Genomic DNA, 15,478 nt, shown 5'->3' on the forward strand with positions numbered 1-15,478 from the left:
CAAACGCCTCGACGCCATGACGCCGAGAGAAGCTCTCGACGAGCTACTCTCGGCGTCACTGACAGGCGGTGTTGCACCGACCACTTGAATCCACCCGGCGATGTTCGCCGGGAATCTGTCGCTTTCGCGGAGCTGGAGCTGGAGCTGGGGTCGAGCCAGCTGCCTACTTCACCGCACCGGCGGTCAAGCCGGCCACGAACTGGCGCTGCACGATGAGGAACGCGATCACCACGGGGATGGACACGACCAGGGACGCGGCCATGATCTGGTTCCAGTACACGTTCGTCTGCGTGGAGTACTGCTGCAGACCGACCGCCAGGGTCTGCCCGTCGCCGTTGGTCATGACCGAGGCGAAGAGCACCTCGCCCCAGGCCGTCATGAACGAGTAGATGCCGACCGCCACCAGACCCGGGCGGGCCGAGGGCAGGATGACCCGGAACAGGGCACCCATCGGGCCGGAACCGTCGACCATCGCGGCCTCGTCGAGCTCACGCGGGATGGTCTCGAAGTAGCCCGCGAGCATCCAGATCGAGAACGGGAGCGTGAACGTCAGGTACGTGATGATCAGGCCGGTCCAGCTGCCGACGAGCTGGATGCCGAGCGAGTTCCCGAGGTTCGTGAAGATGAGGAACAGCGGGAGCAGGAACAGCACGCCGGGGAACATCTGGGTGGAGAGCACCGCGGTGGTGAAGGTGCTCTTGCCCTTGAAGTTCCAGCGCGAGACACCGTAGGCGGCGAACGTCGCGATGATCAGCGAGAACACCGTGGCGACCGTGCAGACCACGAGCGAGTTCACGAAGTACTTGCCGAGCGGCACCGTCGACCACATGTCGATGAACGGCTGGATGGTGATGTTGGTCGGGATCCACGTGAAGTCGTTCTGCACGTCACCGAGCGGCTTGATGGCCGTGGTGATCATCACGTAGAGGGGCACGACCGTGAACAGGGTCAGGATGACCAGGGTCACGACCTTGAAGGACTTGGCGCCGAATGTCTCACGCACGGACGGACCTCCGGTTGGTCACGGCGAGGTAGATGCCGGTGACGATGAGCAGGAAGATGAGGAGCAGGACGCTCATCGCGGCACCGGAGCCGAAGTTCCAGGTGATGAAGGACGCGTTGTAGATGTGGAAGCTCAGCAGGTCCGCGGCCGGGGGCTGCGCGGTCGAGCCGAACAGCACGAACGGCGTGTTGAAGTCGTTGAAGGTCCAGAGGAACATCACGAGCACGAGCGTCACGTTGACCGGGCGGACCATCGGCAGCGTGATCGAGCGCCACTGCCGGAACGGCTTCGCACCGTCGACCGAGGCGGCCTCGTACACGTCGTTCGGCACGGACTGCAGGCCGGCCATCAGCATCAGGAAGGCGAAGGGCCAGGTCTTCCAGATCGCCACGACGACGACGGAGACGAAGGCGTTCGAGCCGATCAGCCAGAACGGGCCGGTGCCGTTGAACAGGTGCAACTGGTCGACCAGGACGTGGTTCACGGCGCCGGAGTCACGCTGGAACATGAACTTCCAGGTGATGATGCCGGCGTACATCGGCAGCGCGTAGGGCACCAGGAACAGGGTGCGGAACAGCCCGCGGCCCCGGAACGGCTTCTGCAGTGCGACCGCGGCGGCCATACCGAAGGTCCAGGAGAGGCCGACGACGAGCACCGTGAAGCCGCAGGTGATCAGGAAGGAGTGCAGGACGCCCTTGCCGATCGCCTGGTCGAAGTCGACGACGACCGAGTAGTTGTGCAGTCCCGCGAAGGGTGCAGCGCCCCAGTTCGCGATGAAGTACTTGGTGAGCTGGATGAACGAGATCCAGATGCCGGTGAGCATCGGGACGATGTGGATGAGCAGCTCGAACAGGATGGCCGGCGCGACGAGCGCGTAGGGCAGCCAGTTGGTCTTGCGCTTGCGACCTGGCGGACGGCCCGACAGCGTCGAGCCCTTCGTGTGCGTCAGGTCGATGCGCTCCGCATCGGGCAGGACCGTCGTGGACATGGGCGGGGGCCTTTCGGCAGGAGGAGGTTCGGGTGCTTCGCACTCCGGTCCGTGGCAGCGGACGGGAGGCACGGCGTGCGTGAGACGGGACGCTCACTGCCGGCGGATGGCCGGCTCTGGGGCTGCGGGGCCGGTGACGACCTGCCCCGGCGCGTCCTGCTGTGGACGCGAGGGGTGGAGGCCCGGGGGCGTCCTTGCGGACGCGCCCCGGGCCTCCTGGCTGGATCAGCCGTTCGCCTGGGACACCTGGTCCTGGGCGGTCTGCAGCGCGGTCTTGATGTCGCTGTCGGACACGGAGCCGCCGGTGGCGATCTTGGCGAACATGTCGTTCATCGCCTTGCCGACGGTGGACTCGAACTGGTCCTCGGCGGGGACCAGCGGGAGGGGCTTGGCCTTGTTGTTGTAGATGTCGAGGAACGTCTTCGTCTGCTCGTCGGTGACCGAGTCAGCCGCGGCGGCGAGCACCGGGAGGGCCGAGTACGGCTTGTCGAGCGTGGTCTGCGTGTCCGCGCTCGTCATGTACTTGACGAACTTGAGCGCGCCGTCCTTGTTCTTCGTGTTCTTGAAGATCGACAGGTTGATGCCGGCCGGGAACGACGCGATGTCCGCGCCGTCAGCGGTGGTCGGGAACGGCACGACGCCGAACTCGTCCGTCTTCATGCCCTGCGAGGTGATCGTCGCGTTCGCGTTGTTCTGCGTCAGCATCATCGCGGCCTTGCCGTTCGCGAAGTCCGAGACGGCCTGCGTGCCGTTGTCGTACTGCGCGTTCGAGGTGTTGACGACCTTGTCGGACTGCATCAGGTCGAGGTAGCGCTTGATGCCGTCGACGTTCGCCTTGTCGGTGAAGGTCGGCTTGCCGTCCTTGTCGAACCACTCGCCACCGTTCTGCGCCGAGGTGATGAACGCGAAGTGCGAGTTCTCGGTGTACGAACCACCGGCGATGGTGAAGCCGTACTTGCCGCCGGTCGTGAGCTTCTTGGCGTCCGCCGTGAGGTCTTCCCACGTGGTCGGTGCCTCGAGGCCGGCGTCCTTGAACATGGACTTGTTGTAGTACAGGCCGTACGCGAGGCCGTAGAGCGGGACGCTCGTGACGGTCTTGCCGGGGGCGCCACCGGTGGAGAGCGCGACCTTGCCGAACTTGTCGGCACCGCCGATCGCCTTCATCTCGGAGTCGCCGTACTCCTGGAACGCACCGGTCGCCTGGAGCGAGGTGGCCCAGGTGTTGCCGATGTTGACGACGTCCGGGCCCTGGCCCGAGGTGACGGCGGTCTGGATCTTCGTCTGCAGGTCGTTCCAGCCGATGACCTGGAGGTCGACCTTGATCCCGGTCTCCTTCGTGAACTTCTTGAGGACGGGGGTCAGCACCTCCTTGTCGTTCTGGAGCGACGTGCCCTGGTTCGACGCCCAGTAGGTGAGCGTCTTGGAGTCGCCGGAGGAACCGGACGATCCGGAGGAGCAGGCTGCGAGGCCGGTCACGGTGAGTGCGGCGGCCGCGGTGATGGCCAGTGCGCGGATGGCAGTGCGCATGACTCTCTACTTTCTCGTCGTTGAGATGGTGCAGGGATGGTGCAGGGATGGTGCAGGGGTGGTGCGGGATGGATCTTCGGGTGCTGCTGTGGTGTGCGGGGCGGATCCGGGCCGGTCAGGCCAGGGTCTGCTCCGCGGGGTCCCAACCCTCTGGGAGGGTCTGGGAGGGCGACACGGTGCTCTCGACGAGCACCGCCTCGCCACGTTCTGCCGCCTCGGCGATGGAGACCATCACGTCGAGGACGTGGAAGGCGAGGGCACCGGGGACCCGGTTCTCGTCGCCTGCGCGGAGCGAGCGGGCGAGGTCGACCACGCCGGTGCCGCGCGAGTAGGTGGAGCCGACCGCGGGGATCGTCTCGGGCTCCTCGGCGCCGAGCGCGTACAGCTCGGTGTCGCCGTCGAAGTTGTTCGGGTCCGGGAACACGACGGTGCCGGTCTCGCCCGCGATCTCGACGACGCCCGTGCGACCGCGGTCCGACTCGAACGAGAAGACGCTCTGCGCGCTCCCGCCGTCCTCGAACTCGATCAGTGCGGAGTGGTTCGTCGGGACGTCGACGGGGAACTCGGTGCCCGCCTTCGGGCCGGAGCCGATCGTGCGCGTGGCGCGGGACTTCGACGCCGTCGCCGTGACCTTCTTCACCGGACCGAACGTCTGCACCAGGGTGGTGATGTAGTACGGGCCGATGTCGAACAGCGGGCCCGCACCGTACGCGAAGAGGAACTCGGGGCTCGGGTGCCAGGACTCCGGGCCGGGGCTCTGGAAGAGCGTCAGGCCGTTGAGCGGCTTGCCGATGCGGCCGTCGCGGATGGTGCGGAGCGCGGTCTGCAGGCCGGCACCGAGGAAGGTGTCGGGTGCGACGCTGACGGTCTTGCCCGCGGTGCGTGCGGCGTCACGGAGTTCGGTCGCGCTCTCGCGGTCGAGGGCGTAGGGCTTCTCGCCCCACACGTGCTTGCCGGCGGCGAGGACCTGCAGGGCGACCTCGACGTGGGCGGCCGGGATCGTGAGGTTGACGACGATCTCGATGTCGTCGTCGGCCAGGAGCTCCTCGACGGTGCCCGACCCGGCGACGCCCCACTTCTCGGCCTGGGCGGCTGCGCGCGGCAGGTCGATGTCGGCGATGAAGCGGACCTCGACGTCGGGGAAGACGGTGAGGTTCGACAGGTACTGGTCGGAGATGACCCCGGCGCCGATGACGCCGACGCCGACGCGGCCGGTCCGGGTGCTGCTGTCGAGGGCGGTGGACGCCGTGGTGTCGGTCATGCGCGGGCCCCCTCGAGGAACGTGTAGGAGTCGGCGACCGCCTGGAAGACGTCGCCCTCGTGGCCGTCGAGCTCGACGACGTGGAGTGCGTCGGGTGCAGCGGCGAGGATCTCGCGGATCGGCATGATGCCGTTGCCGACGGCGACCTGCTTGTCGTCGTCGTGCGAGCCGTCGCCGTCCTTGACGTGCAGGAACTCGATCTTGTCGCCGTACTTGCCGATGATCGCCACCGGGTCGTCACCGCCGACCGTGACCCAGTAGGTGTCGAGCTCGAGCACGACGTCGTCGGACAGCGCGTCGGCGAAGACCTCGTAGGCGCTGACGCCGTCGATGCGGTTCGAGAACTCGAACGCGTGGTTGTGGTAGCCGAGCACCAGGCCGTGGTCGGCCGCGCGGGGGGCGAGGGCGCTGAGTTCGCGGGCGATGGCCTCGACGTCCTCGCGGGTGGTCCAGCGGGCCTCGTCGATGTGCGGGTCGATGAGGGTGCCGAGTCCGACGGTGACGCTCGCGTGGAAGATCCGCTCGAGGTCCTGCTCGCCGGCGTCCAGCAGTCGTGCGTGTCCGCTCGGGGCGGCGAGTCCGGCGTCGCGGAGCGCGGCGGCGAGTTCGTCGGCGTTGTCGACGAAGCCGAAGGCCTCGACGTTCGTGTAGCCGATGTCGGCGATGCGCTGGAGCGTGCCGGGCAGGTCGGCCGAGAGGGCGTCGCGGACGGTGTAGAGCTGAACCGAGATCGGTTGGGTCACCAGGGGTTCTCCTCGTCGAGATGGTGCGGTCGTCACTGACCGAGCGTCACACTATGACCACTTCTGTCGGCGGTCAAGCAGAAGTTCGTGGAAGGTCGACGAACTTCGTTGCGTGGCGCGTTCGATGTGTGCTTCACTCCCCCCATGGTCGACTTGACTCGGACGGCAGCGTCGCCTCCGGTCGGGACGAGCGAGCTCTTCCAGATCCTCCGCGACGGCGTGCCGCGGACCCGGGCCGAGCTCGCCGCACTGACAGGACTCGCACGCTCCACCATCGGCGTGCGCCTGGACTCCCTCATCGAGGTCGGTCTCGTCGGCCCCGTCGACACCGCCGTCTCCACCGGAGGACGGCCGCCGGCCCAGGTGGCGCTGAAGCCCCGCGCCCGGCTCGTGATCGCCGCCGACCTCGGCGCCTCGCACGGCCGTGTCGCCGTCACGGACCTGGTCGCTGCCCCGCTCGCCACCCGCGAAGCGCGCATCGACATCGCCGCCGGCCCGGTGGAGACCCTGTCGTGGCTGGTCGCCACCATCGACGAGCTGCTCGACGAGGTCGGCCGCGCCCGACAGGACGTCATCGCCATCGGCATCGGCGTGCCCGGTCCGGTGGAGTTCTCGACCGGACGCCCGGCGAACCCGCCGATCATGCCCGGGTGGGACGGCTTCGACGTGCCGTCGTGGCTCCGCCAGCACATCGCGGCGCACGTCCTGCTCGACAACGACGTGAACATCGCGGCCCTCGGCGAGCGGGAGCACGGCTGGCCCGACGTCGACCACCTGTTGTTCGTCAAGGTCGCCACCGGCATCGGGTCCGGCATCGTGTCGGACGGCGAACTGCAGCGCGGCGCCCAGGGCACCGCCGGTGACATCGGCCACGTGCGGGTGTCCCGCGCCGGCGACGTCCCCTGCCACTGCGGCAACACCGGGTGCCTCGAGGCGGTCGCGTCCGGTCCGGCGATCGCCCGTGCCCTGCGTGCGAAGGGGCACGACGCCCACACCGGCGCCGACGTGCTGGACCTGGTGAACCGCTCCGACCTCGACGCCATCTACGCCGTCCGACAGGCGGGCCGCGACATCGGCGAGGTGCTCGCCACGTGCGTCTCGCTCATGAACCCGTCGGTGATCGTCCTGGGCGGCTCGATCACGCAGGCCGGTGAGCATCTGCTCGCCGGCGTCCGCGAGGTCGTCTACTCGCGGTCCATGCCGCTCGCCACCGAGCACCTCGTCATCGCCCAGTCGCGTGCGGGGTCGCTCGCCGCGCTGCAGGGCGCAGCGGCGCTCGCGATCGGCTACGCGCTCTCCCCCGCCGGGGTCGACGAGCTGGTCGCCTACGCCGAGGGGCGTGAGCTGGTCTCCTGACGTGTGCGCTGCGCCTCGTGAGCGCGTCGGATTCGGTCTTGCCGGTGGTCGGGGGGAGAATCGACGGGTGACGATCGTGCAGCCCACCCTGTGGGGCGACCTGGACCCCGGACTGGAGGAGCTGTCTGCCTCCGCCACGCCGGCTGCGGTCCCGGGGCGCGACGCGTTCACCGCCCTGCGCGGCCACACCGAGCGGATCGTCGCGCACTCCTCGGACCGCTTCGCCTGGCTCCGCGCCCGCGCCGCGGGCATCACCGCGACCGACGTCGCTCGGCTCGCCTCGCTGCACGCGGTCGAGGCCGTCGTCACCGAGAAGCGCTACGGCTCACGGTTCTCCGGCAACGCGTTCACCGAGCACGGCAAGGACCGCGAGCCCCACATCGCCGCCTGGGTCGCGGCCACGCACGGCATCCAGCCCTCGGCGCACCTGTTCCACGCCGCCGCGAACCGGGCGCACCTCGCGACCCCCGACGGCGTCGGTGTCCAGGGCTCGCGGGTGGTGCTCGCCGAGATCAAGACCACCGCGAAGGGCTGGCGGAGCATCCCCCGGCACTACCTGCGGCAGATCTGGTGGCAGCAGTACGTGCTCGGCGCCGATCGCACCCTGTTCGTCTGGGAGCGCCACGACGGCTTCGTCCCCGTCGCCGACGAGCCCGAGTGCCGCTGGGTCGACCGTGACGACGACCAGATCCGCGGGCTCGTGCAGCTCGCCGACCTGGTGCTCGACAAGCTGCGCGACTTCCGCTCGTAGCCCGTCAGCTCAGACCTTGACGAGTCTCAGTCGGCTCATCCCCACGACCAGGACGCCGAGCAACCCGATCGAGACGCCCACGCCGACGCAGTAGATCGCCACGACGCCGTACCCCTGCGCCGGGTCGAGGAACGGGTACGGCACCCAGCCGTCGGTCGCGCCCCGGATCAGGATGACGATCGTCCACACCGCCGGGTAGATCAGGAACCACCAGACGTGGCGGAGGAGCAGCTTCGACCGGTCGGAGAACAGCAGCCAGTCGAGGACCGCGTACGCGGGGATGACCTTGTGCAGCACGTCGTTCGACCACTGGACGCTCGCCGACACGTCGACGTTCGTCAGCAGGGTGTTGTAGACGATCCCGGTCGTGGCGATGTAGACCGTGCCGGCGCCCCGGAGCAGGCTCACCCGCAGGTCCCCACGCTTGCGGCGGGCCGAGGCGACGAGGGTCACCGCCAGGGCCACCGCGATGATGACGTTCGACTGGATCGTGAAGTAGCCGAAGAAGTTCCACGGGTTGTAGACGTCCGTCTTGGAGCTGACGAGCCACTGGGCGACGATCGCGACGACGACGGCGATGACGGCGATCAACCGGAGCGAGTTCACGAGGGTGCGCACGAGACCACGCTACCGGGACGCGTGCCCCTGCACGCGAAAAGGGTCCGCACCGTTGCCGGTGCGGGCCCTTCTGCGAGTCAGTGGACTCAGATGCTGTTGACGTCCAGCGGGATGCCGGGGCCGAAGGTCGTCGAGACGGCGCCCTTCATGACGTAACGGCCCTTCGAGGAGCTCGGCTTGAGGCGGTTGATCTCCTCGAGCGCGGTCGAGATGTTCTCGTCGAGCTGCTCCGGCGTGAACGAGGCCTTGCCGACGACGAAGTGCACGTTGGCGTGCTTGTCGACGCGGAACTCGATCTTGCCGCCCTTGATGTCGTTGACGGCCTGCGCCACGTTCGGCGTCACGGTGCCGGTCTTCGGGTTCGGCATGAGGCCACGCGGGCCGAGCACCTTGCCGAGACGACCGACCTTGCCCATGAGCTCGGGCGTCGCGACGGCGGAGTCGAAGGACGTGTAGCCCTCGGCGACCTTCGCGATGAGCTCGTCGCCACCGACCTCGTCGGCGCCGGCTGCGATGGCGGCCTCGGCCGCTGCGCCCGTCGCGAACACGATGACGCGGGCGGTCTTGCCCGTGCCGTGCGGCAGGATGACCGTGCCGCGGACCATCTGGTCCGCCTTGCGCGGGTCGACGCCGAGCTTCAGTGCGACCTCGACCGTGGAGTCGGTCTTCGCAGAACCGGTCTCCTTGGCCAGGGCGACTGCCTCGGTCGGGGTGTAGAACTTGTCGGCCTCGATCTTCGCGGCCGCGGCTTCGTAGGCCTTGGACTTCTTCGCCATGGTGGTCTCCTTGCGAGATACGTGGTTGACGAGCCGGCGCGGCTCTCCCACGGAAAGGTGTCTGGGTGTGGGCCGGAGCCCGATCGGTGCTTAGGCCTCGACCGTGATGCCCATCGAGCGTGCGGTGCCGGCGATGATCTTCGCGGCCTGCTCGATGTCGTTGGCGTTCAGGTCGGCCTGCTTGGTCTCGGCGATCTGACGGACCTGGTCCATCGAGATCTTCGCGACCTTGACCGTGTGCGGGGTCGCGGACCCCTTCTGCACACCAGCAGCCTTCTTGATGAGCTCAGCAGCCGGCGGGGTCTTGAGGACGAACGTGAACGAACGGTCCTCGTAGACGGTGATCTCGACCGGCACGACGTTGCCACGCTGCGACTCGGTCGCCGCGTTGTACGCCTTGCAGAACTCCATGATGTTGACGCCGTGCTGACCGAGTGCCGGACCGATCGGCGGGGCCGGGTTGGCGGCTCCCGCGTTGATCTGCAGCTTGATCAGGCCCGTGACCTTCTTCTTCGGTGCCATGACTTGTCTTCCTCCTGGAATCGAACGCACGGGGATCCGTGCACTCTCCCGCTGGTCCGGCCGTTCCGGACCGCGGTGAAGGCCCACACGCACGAGGCGTGCGGGCCCAAACTCGATGAGTCTACCCGAACGGGGAGACCTGGACTAGAGCTTCGTGACCTGGTCGAAGCTGAGCTCGACCGGGGTCTCGCGCTCGAACAGCGAGACGAGGACGGTGAGCTTGCCGCTCTCCGGCTTGATCTCGGAGATCGAACCCGGCAGGCCCGCGAACGAGCCTTCCTTGATGGTGATCGTCTCGCCGACCTCGAAGTCGACCTCGGCAGCGGGCTGCGCCTGCAGGGAACCGCCGGACTTCGAGCCACCCTTGGTCGGGGCGGCCTCGGCGACCTGCACGAGGGACTTGAGCATGCCGAACGCCTCGTCGAAACGGAGCGGCGTCGGGTTGTGGGCGTTGCCGACGAAGCCGGTGACACCGGGGGTGTGCCGGACGACGGACCACGAGTCCTCGTTGAGGTCCATGCGGACGAGCACGTACGAGGGGATCCGGACGCGGGTGACCAGCTTGCGCTGCCCGTTCTTGATCTCGACGACGTCCTCCATCGGGACCTCGACCTGGTAGATCGACTCCTCCATCGACATCGACACCATGCGGTTCTCGATGTTCGACTTCACGCGGCGCTCGAAGCCCGCGTAGGAGTGGATGACGTACCACTTGCCCGGCTTCATCCGCAGCTCGACCTTGAAGGCCTCGTACGGGTCGACCTCGGCCTCTTCGGCGTCGTCGTCCTCGGCGTCGATGGCTTCGTCGGCGGCGAGGGTCTCGTTCGCCTCTTCGGCGGTCTCGGACTCGAGTTCGATCTCTTCCTCGTCCTCGACCGCCTCGACGGCGGCCTCGGCCTCGTCAGCGGAGTCGATCTCGAGGGCGTCCTCGACGACGGCGTCGGCCTCGGGGTCCTTGGACTCCTGCAGTGCCGTCAGCTCCTCGTCGATGCCGAGGGACTCGTCGTCCTCGGACTCGACGGAGATCGCGCGCTCCTCGGCGGACTCGGCGGAGCGCTCCTCGCCGGTCTCGACGTCGCCTTCCTGGTTCTCCTCGACCTCGGAGGACTGCTCGGCAGCCGTCGCGAGGTCGATGTCGTCGCGGGAGTAGTCAGACACAGTCGATTCTTTCCGTTCGGTGGTGCGGGTCGGGATGGCGGACGGTCCTGGTCACGATCGGCACCGTCTCGGGCGACCGTACTCCAGTGGACTGCCGCACTCGGCAGTCGACGTCCGGGTCAGGCCGTGGGCCCGTTGCCGAAGACGTACCCGACGCCGAGACCGAACACGAAGTCGAGGATCGACACCAGGATCATCATCACGACGACGAAGACGAGCACGACCAGCGTGTAGCTGAAGAGCTCCTTGCGGGTCGGCGTCACGACCTTGCGCAGTTCGCCGATCACCTGACGGATGAAGAGCACGATGGCAGCGATCGGACCCCGGCGCTCGGCCCGGTCCTGCTTCGCCTTGGCGACGACGTCGTCCGCCGTCGTCTCCATGTCTTTGCTCGCCAACTTCTACCCTTCCAGAGTTGCAGGGCGGACAGGACTCGAACCTGCAACCTGCGGTTTTGGAGACCGCTGCTCTACCAATTGAGCCACCGCCCTTCAGAGCACGTCCGTCACCGATCGTGTTCCGGTGGTCGAGTGTACGGGAGTCCGTCACACGGTGTCCACTTGGCCCCCTCCACGGCGTGCCGCGCCGATAGGCTGGCACCCGTGAGCACCGCAGCCCCCGGCCCCGAGTCCACCGCAACCCCCGCCGCCGCGCCGACCGATCGGCCGCGCATCGCGTCCCGCATCGCGGCGATCGCCGAGTCCGCGACGCTCAAGGTCGACGCGAAGGCCAAGGCCCTGAAGGCCGCGGGCCGACCCGTCATCTCCTTCGCCGCCGGCGAGCCCGACTTCGCCACGCCCGAGCACGTGGTCGCCGCCGCGGTCGAGGCCGCACAGGACCCGAAGAACCACCGGTACACGCCGGCGACCGGTCTTCCGGAGCTGAAGCAGGCCATCGCCGAGAAGACCGCACGCGAGTCCGGCATCACCGTCGACCCGTCGCGGGTGATCGTCACCAACGGCGGCAAGCAGGCCGTCTACCAGGCGTTCCAGACGATCGTCGACGCCGGCGACGAGGTCCTGCTCCCCGCCCCGTACTGGACCACCTACCCCGAGGCCATCCGCCTGGCCGGTGGCGAGCCGGTCGAGGTCTTCGCCGGCAGCGACCAGGGCTACCTCGTCACCGTCGAGCAGCTCGAGGCCGCGCGCACCCCGAAGACGAAGGCGCTGCTGTTCTGCTCGCCGTCGAACCCGACCGGCGCGGTGTACACCGCCGAGCAGACCACGGCCATCGGCGAGTGGGCACTCGAGCACGGCATCTGGGTGATCAGCGACGAGATCTACCAGGACCTCGTGTACGACGGACTCCGCTTCACCGGCATCCTCGACGCCGTGCCGGCCCTCGCCGACACCACGATCCTGGTCAACGGCGTCGCGAAGACCTACGCGATGACCGGCTGGCGCGTCGGCTGGTTCATCGGTCCCGCCGACGCGGTCAAGGCCGCGTCGAACCTGCAGTCGCACCTGTCGTCGAACGTGTCGAACGTGTCCCAGCGCGCCGCGATCGCCGCCCTCATCGGGCCGCAGGAGCCGGTGGCGGCCATGCGCGAGGCCTTCGACCGCCGTCGCCAGGCCATCGTCGCCGGGCTCAACGCGATCCCGGGCTTCGTCACGCCGACCCCGCAGGGCGCCTTCTACGTCTACCCCGACGTCACCGCACTGCTCGGTCGCGAGTGGGCGGGCTCGACCCCGACGACGACCCTCGAGCTGGCCGACCTGATCCTCGAGCACGCCGAGGTCGCGGTCGTCCCGGGCGAGGCCTTCGGTCCGTCCGGCTACCTGCGCCTGTCGTACGCGCTCGGCGACGACGACATCGCCGAGGGTGTGGCCCGCTTGGCGGAGTTCTTCGCGTAGTCTCCCCGATCACAGAACGGGCCGCCTCGTCGAGGTGGCCCGTTCTGCGTTCCGGGAGGACCGTGGCCGGGTCGCGCCCGTGCTCGTGCTCGTGCTCGTGCTCGTGCGCTCAATCGAGCAGGTCGCCGACCACCACGGGTTCCGGCACGAGCGACACCCCGAAGCGGTTCAGGACCGTGACCTGCACGTACCGCGCGAGCTCGGCCACCTGGGCCGCCGTCGCGCCGCCACGGTTGGTCAGGGCCAGGGTGTGCTTCGACGAGATCGCCGCGCGCGACCCCGGCACGGCGTAGCCACGGTGCACCCCCGCGTGCTCGATGAGCCAGGCGGCGCTGAGCTTGACGTCGTCGCCGGCCGGCCACCGTGGCGCGTCGGCGGGGAGGGTCTCGGCGAAGGCCGCGGACACGATCGGGTTCGTGAAGAACGACCCGGCGCTCCAGGTGTCCCGGTCGTCGGCGTCGAGCACCATGCCCTTCGAGGCGCGGAGGCGCAGGACCTCGTCGCGGACCGTCGTGGGTTCCACGAGGGCACCGAGGTCGACCCCGAGCGAACCGGCGAGCTGGGCGTACCGCACCGGCACGCCGTGCTCCCCCGCCGTGCCGAGCCGGAACTCGACCGTCAGCACGACACCGCGGCGTCCGTGTTTGAGGGTCGACGTGCGGTAGCCGAGCGCCAGCTCGGCCGCGGGCACCCACGTGCGCTCCCCCGTGGCCGCATCGAGGAACTCGACCCGGGTGAGCACGTCGGAGAGCTCGACCCCGTAGGCGCCGATGTTCTGCACGGGGGCGGCGCCGACGGTGCCCGGGATGCCGCTGAGGGCCTCCAGGCCGGTCCAGCCGTTCGCGACGGTGGTGGCGACGAACGCGTCCCAGGGTTCGCCGGCCGCGACGCGGACGGTGACGCCGTCGGCGTCCGTGTCGGCGTCCACCCCCGTGGTGCGGACCAGGACGACGGTGCCGTCGAATCCGGAGTCGGCGACCAGCACGTTGCTACCGCCGCCGAGGACCAGCCACTCGTGGTCGTCCCATGCGGTGCGCGTGTGGGCGACGAGCTCGTCGGTCGTCGTGGCCGTGAGCAGCCGCGCGGCCGCCCCACCGACGCCGAGCGTCGTGAGGTCGGCGAGCACCGGCTCGTGCACGGTCAGCGGAACGCCACCGTGACCTGCGCCTTGCCGAGCACGGTCTGCCCGCCGGCGGTCACGGTGAGGTCGATGCGCTTCGGTCGGCCGTCGTCGTCGACGGTGCCGACCTTGGCGACGATGCCGATGGTCGCGCCCTGCTCCGGGTCCACGACGACGGGGCGGGTGAAGCGGACGCCGTAGCCCGCGACCCAGCCGCTGTCGCCGAGCCACTCGGAGACCGGCTGCACGGCGATGCCCATCGTGAGCATGCCGTGCGCGAGGACGCCGGGCAGGCCGACCGAGGTGGCGACGTCGTCGCGGTAGTGGATCGGGTTGAAGTCACCGGAAGCGCCGGCGTAGCGGACGAGCGAGTCGCGGGTGACGTGCACCTCGCGCTCGGCGACGACCGTGCCGACCTCGATCGCGGTGGCGGGTGCGGCGGTCATGCGTCGTCTCCTCGGACCACGAGGGTGGACGTCGCCGTGACGACGTGCTCCCCCGAGGCGTCGTTCATGGTGCTCTGGGCCGTGACCATCGCGTTGCCGCCGAGCGTCTTGACGCTCGTGACGGTCAGGGTCGCGGTGAGTTCGTCACCGGCCACGATGGGCCGGTCGTAGGTGAAGGACTGCTCGCCGTGGACGACACGGGAGAAGTCGATGCCGGCGTCCGGCTCGGCCAGGAGCTGCGCGAGCGTGGCTTCCTGCACGACGACCGCGAAGGTCGGCGGGGCGACGACGTCGGCGTACCCGGCGGCGCGGGCCGCGTCGGGTTCGTGGTGGACGGGGTTGGTCGCGAACACCGCGCGCGAGAACTCGCGCACCTTCTCGCGACCGACCAGGTAGGGCTGGGCCGGCGGGAACGTCCTGCCGACGAGCTCGGGGTTCACTGACACGTCGGCAGTCTACCGACGCCCGTCCTGGGGCCTGTCGATGCTGAGGATGCATCGGCTAGGCTTGCACCGCCGGTTCGGGGGAATCGGTGGTCCGGTCGCGACACCGGATCAGGGGACGGGGAAGCAACGATGGACACCAGGACAGAGTTCGCCGTGCACACGGGCGACCGCTGCACCGCGATGGAGGTCGCCGGCGCGGCACTCCGCACGGCGGGACACCACGTCGAGTCGACCGGTGGGACCCTCACCGCGACGACCGGCAACCGGCTGCTGACGATCCTGCTCGGCGCGCTCGTGCACCCCTCCCGCGAGTTCCGCCGCTACGAGTTGTCGACGACCGTCACCGGGGCCTCCACCACGATCACGCTGCGGCACCGCGGACACGGCACGGCCGTCTCCGGCGGCAGCATCGGCGCGAGCCGGCGACGAGCTGCCTGGCACGAGGTGAACGCGGCGATCGAGCGCGCGCTGCGCGCGGCCGGCGTGCTGCAGACGCGGACCGACACCGGGTCGCACTCCGCGCTGTAGGGCCGGCCCCAGGGCGGACGGGAGGCCCGGTGCGCGTCTGCCACGCGCCTCCTGGCACGCACCTGGTCCAGTGCACAGCCGAAGTGCGTCCGCACCGCTGTGCACGCAGCCCGGGAACGACGCAGCCCGGGAACGACGCAGCCCGGGAACGACGAAAGCCCGGCGAACAGATCGCCGGGCTTGCTGTAGCGAGGGCGGGACTTGAACCCGCGACCCCACGATTATGAGTCGTGTGCTCTAACCAACTGAGCTACCCCGCCAGAGATCCGGAGCGACACGCGCACCGGGTCGGAGCCCCGAGTCAGGATTGAACTGACGACCCCCTCCTTACCATGGAGGTGCTCTACCACTGAGCTATCGGGGCGATGTGCCGCGAACGGCA

17 protein-coding genes and 3 tRNA genes are annotated in these 15,478 nt (G+C 69.0%); 4 read left to right on the top strand and 16 right to left on the bottom strand.

The window, feature by feature from the left end; translation table 11 throughout:
* Positions 1-163: 163 nt before the first annotated feature.
* The 5 genes from EDF47_RS02665 to EDF47_RS02685 all read right to left on the bottom strand — a co-directional run bounded on the left by EDF47_RS02665 (position 164) and on the right by EDF47_RS02685 (position 5,522).
* Positions 164-1,003, bottom strand: coding sequence for a carbohydrate ABC transporter permease (locus tag EDF47_RS02665; RefSeq protein ID WP_111084253.1), 840 nt, complete (start codon positions 1,001-1,003; stop codon positions 164-166).
* Positions 996-1,991, bottom strand: a complete 996-nt coding sequence (locus tag EDF47_RS02670) for a sugar ABC transporter permease (protein WP_111084254.1) — start codon at positions 1,989-1,991, stop codon at positions 996-998. The genes EDF47_RS02665 and EDF47_RS02670 overlap by 8 nt, the downstream gene beginning before the upstream one ends.
* A 225-nt stretch (positions 1,992-2,216) precedes the next feature.
* Positions 2,217-3,518 carry a sugar ABC transporter substrate-binding protein gene (locus EDF47_RS02675; protein ID WP_123938625.1) on the bottom strand — a complete coding sequence of 434 codons (1,302 nt, stop codon included), beginning with the start codon at positions 3,516-3,518 and terminating at the stop codon, positions 2,217-2,219.
* 115 nt (positions 3,519-3,633) lie between these two features.
* Entirely contained in the window at positions 3,634-4,779 is a 1,146-nt protein-coding gene (locus tag EDF47_RS02680; protein WP_133937861.1) for a Gfo/Idh/MocA family oxidoreductase, read from the bottom strand.
* The gene (locus EDF47_RS02685) at positions 4,776-5,522 is read right to left on the bottom strand and encodes a sugar phosphate isomerase/epimerase (protein ID WP_123292112.1); all 747 of its coding nucleotides are present in this window, start codon (positions 5,520-5,522) and stop codon (positions 4,776-4,778) included. Before EDF47_RS02685 ends, EDF47_RS02680 begins: the two co-directional genes overlap by 4 nt.
* A gap of 144 nt (positions 5,523-5,666) precedes the next feature.
* Here EDF47_RS02685 and EDF47_RS02690 point away from each other — a divergent pair, with 144 nt between their 5' ends.
* Positions 5,667-6,878, top strand: a complete 1,212-nt coding sequence (locus EDF47_RS02690; protein WP_185002799.1) for an ROK family protein — start codon at positions 5,667-5,669, stop codon at positions 6,876-6,878.
* A gap of 67 nt (positions 6,879-6,945) precedes the next feature.
* Positions 6,946-7,629 carry a YqaJ viral recombinase family protein gene (locus tag EDF47_RS02695; protein ID WP_123938623.1) on the top strand — a complete coding sequence of 228 codons (684 nt, stop codon included), beginning with the start codon at positions 6,946-6,948 and terminating at the stop codon, positions 7,627-7,629.
* A gap of 9 nt (positions 7,630-7,638) precedes the next feature.
* Here EDF47_RS02695 and EDF47_RS02700 read toward each other — a convergent pair whose 3' ends face one another.
* The 6 genes from EDF47_RS02700 to EDF47_RS02725 form a co-directional block, all read right to left on the bottom strand.
* Positions 7,639-8,247, bottom strand: coding sequence for a Pr6Pr family membrane protein (locus EDF47_RS02700; protein WP_123938622.1), 609 nt, complete (start codon positions 8,245-8,247; stop codon positions 7,639-7,641).
* A gap of 86 nt (positions 8,248-8,333) precedes the next feature.
* The gene (rplA, locus tag EDF47_RS02705; RefSeq protein WP_123292110.1) at positions 8,334-9,023 is read right to left on the bottom strand and encodes a 50S ribosomal protein L1; all 690 of its coding nucleotides are present in this window, start codon (positions 9,021-9,023) and stop codon (positions 8,334-8,336) included.
* 90 nt (positions 9,024-9,113) lie between these two features.
* Positions 9,114-9,545 (bottom strand): 50S ribosomal protein L11, encoded by a 432-nt coding sequence (rplK, locus tag EDF47_RS02710; RefSeq protein ID WP_022906459.1) that lies wholly within the window; start codon positions 9,543-9,545, stop codon positions 9,114-9,116.
* Between the two features lie 144 nt (positions 9,546-9,689).
* Complete coding sequence (gene nusG / locus EDF47_RS02715; RefSeq protein ID WP_111084261.1) at positions 9,690-10,703, bottom strand: transcription termination/antitermination protein NusG; 1,014 nt, start codon at positions 10,701-10,703, stop codon at positions 9,690-9,692.
* Between the two features lie 119 nt (positions 10,704-10,822).
* The gene (gene secE / locus EDF47_RS02720) at positions 10,823-11,101 is read right to left on the bottom strand and encodes a preprotein translocase subunit SecE (RefSeq protein WP_111084262.1); all 279 of its coding nucleotides are present in this window, start codon (positions 11,099-11,101) and stop codon (positions 10,823-10,825) included.
* 20 nt (positions 11,102-11,121) lie between these two features.
* Positions 11,122-11,194, bottom strand: a tRNA-Trp gene (locus EDF47_RS02725).
* 180 nt (positions 11,195-11,374) lie between these two features.
* Here EDF47_RS02725 and EDF47_RS02730 point away from each other — a divergent pair.
* Complete coding sequence (locus tag EDF47_RS02730) at positions 11,375-12,556, top strand: pyridoxal phosphate-dependent aminotransferase (protein ID WP_133937994.1); 1,182 nt, start codon at positions 11,375-11,377, stop codon at positions 12,554-12,556.
* A gap of 109 nt (positions 12,557-12,665) precedes the next feature.
* Here EDF47_RS02730 and EDF47_RS02735 read toward each other — a convergent pair whose 3' ends face one another.
* Genes EDF47_RS02735 through EDF47_RS02745 form a run of 3 tightly spaced genes read right to left on the bottom strand, consistent with a single transcriptional unit; the run spans position 12,666 to position 14,568 of the window.
* On the bottom strand, positions 12,666-13,682 hold the full coding sequence (locus EDF47_RS02735; RefSeq protein ID WP_243692435.1) for a UDP-N-acetylmuramate dehydrogenase: 1,017 nt from the start codon (positions 13,680-13,682) through the stop codon (positions 12,666-12,668).
* Between the two features lie 14 nt (positions 13,683-13,696).
* Positions 13,697-14,122, bottom strand: a complete 426-nt coding sequence (locus EDF47_RS02740) for a MaoC/PaaZ C-terminal domain-containing protein (RefSeq protein WP_131921749.1) — start codon at positions 14,120-14,122, stop codon at positions 13,697-13,699.
* Positions 14,119-14,568, bottom strand: a complete 450-nt coding sequence (locus EDF47_RS02745) for a MaoC family dehydratase N-terminal domain-containing protein (protein WP_123292106.1) — start codon at positions 14,566-14,568, stop codon at positions 14,119-14,121. The genes EDF47_RS02740 and EDF47_RS02745 overlap by 4 nt, the downstream gene beginning before the upstream one ends.
* 129 nt (positions 14,569-14,697) lie before the next feature.
* On the opposite strand from EDF47_RS02745, the gene EDF47_RS02750 reads away from it, so the two are divergent.
* Positions 14,698-15,096 (top strand): hypothetical protein, encoded by a 399-nt coding sequence (locus EDF47_RS02750; protein WP_131845699.1) that lies wholly within the window; start codon positions 14,698-14,700, stop codon positions 15,094-15,096.
* 186 nt (positions 15,097-15,282) lie between these two features.
* Here EDF47_RS02750 and EDF47_RS02755 read toward each other — a convergent pair.
* Both EDF47_RS02755 and EDF47_RS02760 read right to left on the bottom strand, forming a co-directional pair.
* A tRNA-Met gene (locus EDF47_RS02755) sits at positions 15,283-15,356 on the bottom strand.
* A gap of 32 nt (positions 15,357-15,388) precedes the next feature.
* A tRNA-Thr gene (locus EDF47_RS02760) sits at positions 15,389-15,460 on the bottom strand.
* Positions 15,461-15,478: the final 18 nt, after the last annotated feature.

The sequence above is a fragment of the Curtobacterium sp. PhB190 genome (assembly GCF_004365385.1).
Lineage (GTDB): Bacteria > Actinomycetota > Actinomycetes > Actinomycetales > Microbacteriaceae > Curtobacterium.

Coding starts and splice junctions, on each gene's coding strand:
- EDF47_RS02670 (WP_111084254.1), bottom strand. CDS start 1,991: ATGTCCACGACGGTCCTGCCCGATGCGGAGCGCATCGACCTGACGCAC.
- EDF47_RS02675 (WP_123938625.1), bottom strand. CDS start 3,518: ATGCGCACTGCCATCCGCGCACTGGCCATCACCGCGGCCGCCGCACTC.
- EDF47_RS02680 (WP_133937861.1), bottom strand. CDS start 4,779: ATGACCGACACCACGGCGTCCACCGCCCTCGACAGCAGCACCCGGACC.
- EDF47_RS02690 (WP_185002799.1), top strand. CDS start 5,667: ATGGTCGACTTGACTCGGACGGCAGCGTCGCCTCCGGTCGGGACGAGC.
- rplA (WP_123292110.1), bottom strand. CDS start 9,023: ATGGCGAAGAAGTCCAAGGCCTACGAAGCCGCGGCCGCGAAGATCGAG.
- rplK (WP_022906459.1), bottom strand. CDS start 9,545: ATGGCACCGAAGAAGAAGGTCACGGGCCTGATCAAGCTGCAGATCAAC.
- EDF47_RS02740 (WP_131921749.1), bottom strand. CDS start 14,122: ATGACCGCCGCACCCGCCACCGCGATCGAGGTCGGCACGGTCGTCGCC.
- EDF47_RS02750 (WP_131845699.1), top strand. CDS start 14,698: ATGGACACCAGGACAGAGTTCGCCGTGCACACGGGCGACCGCTGCACC.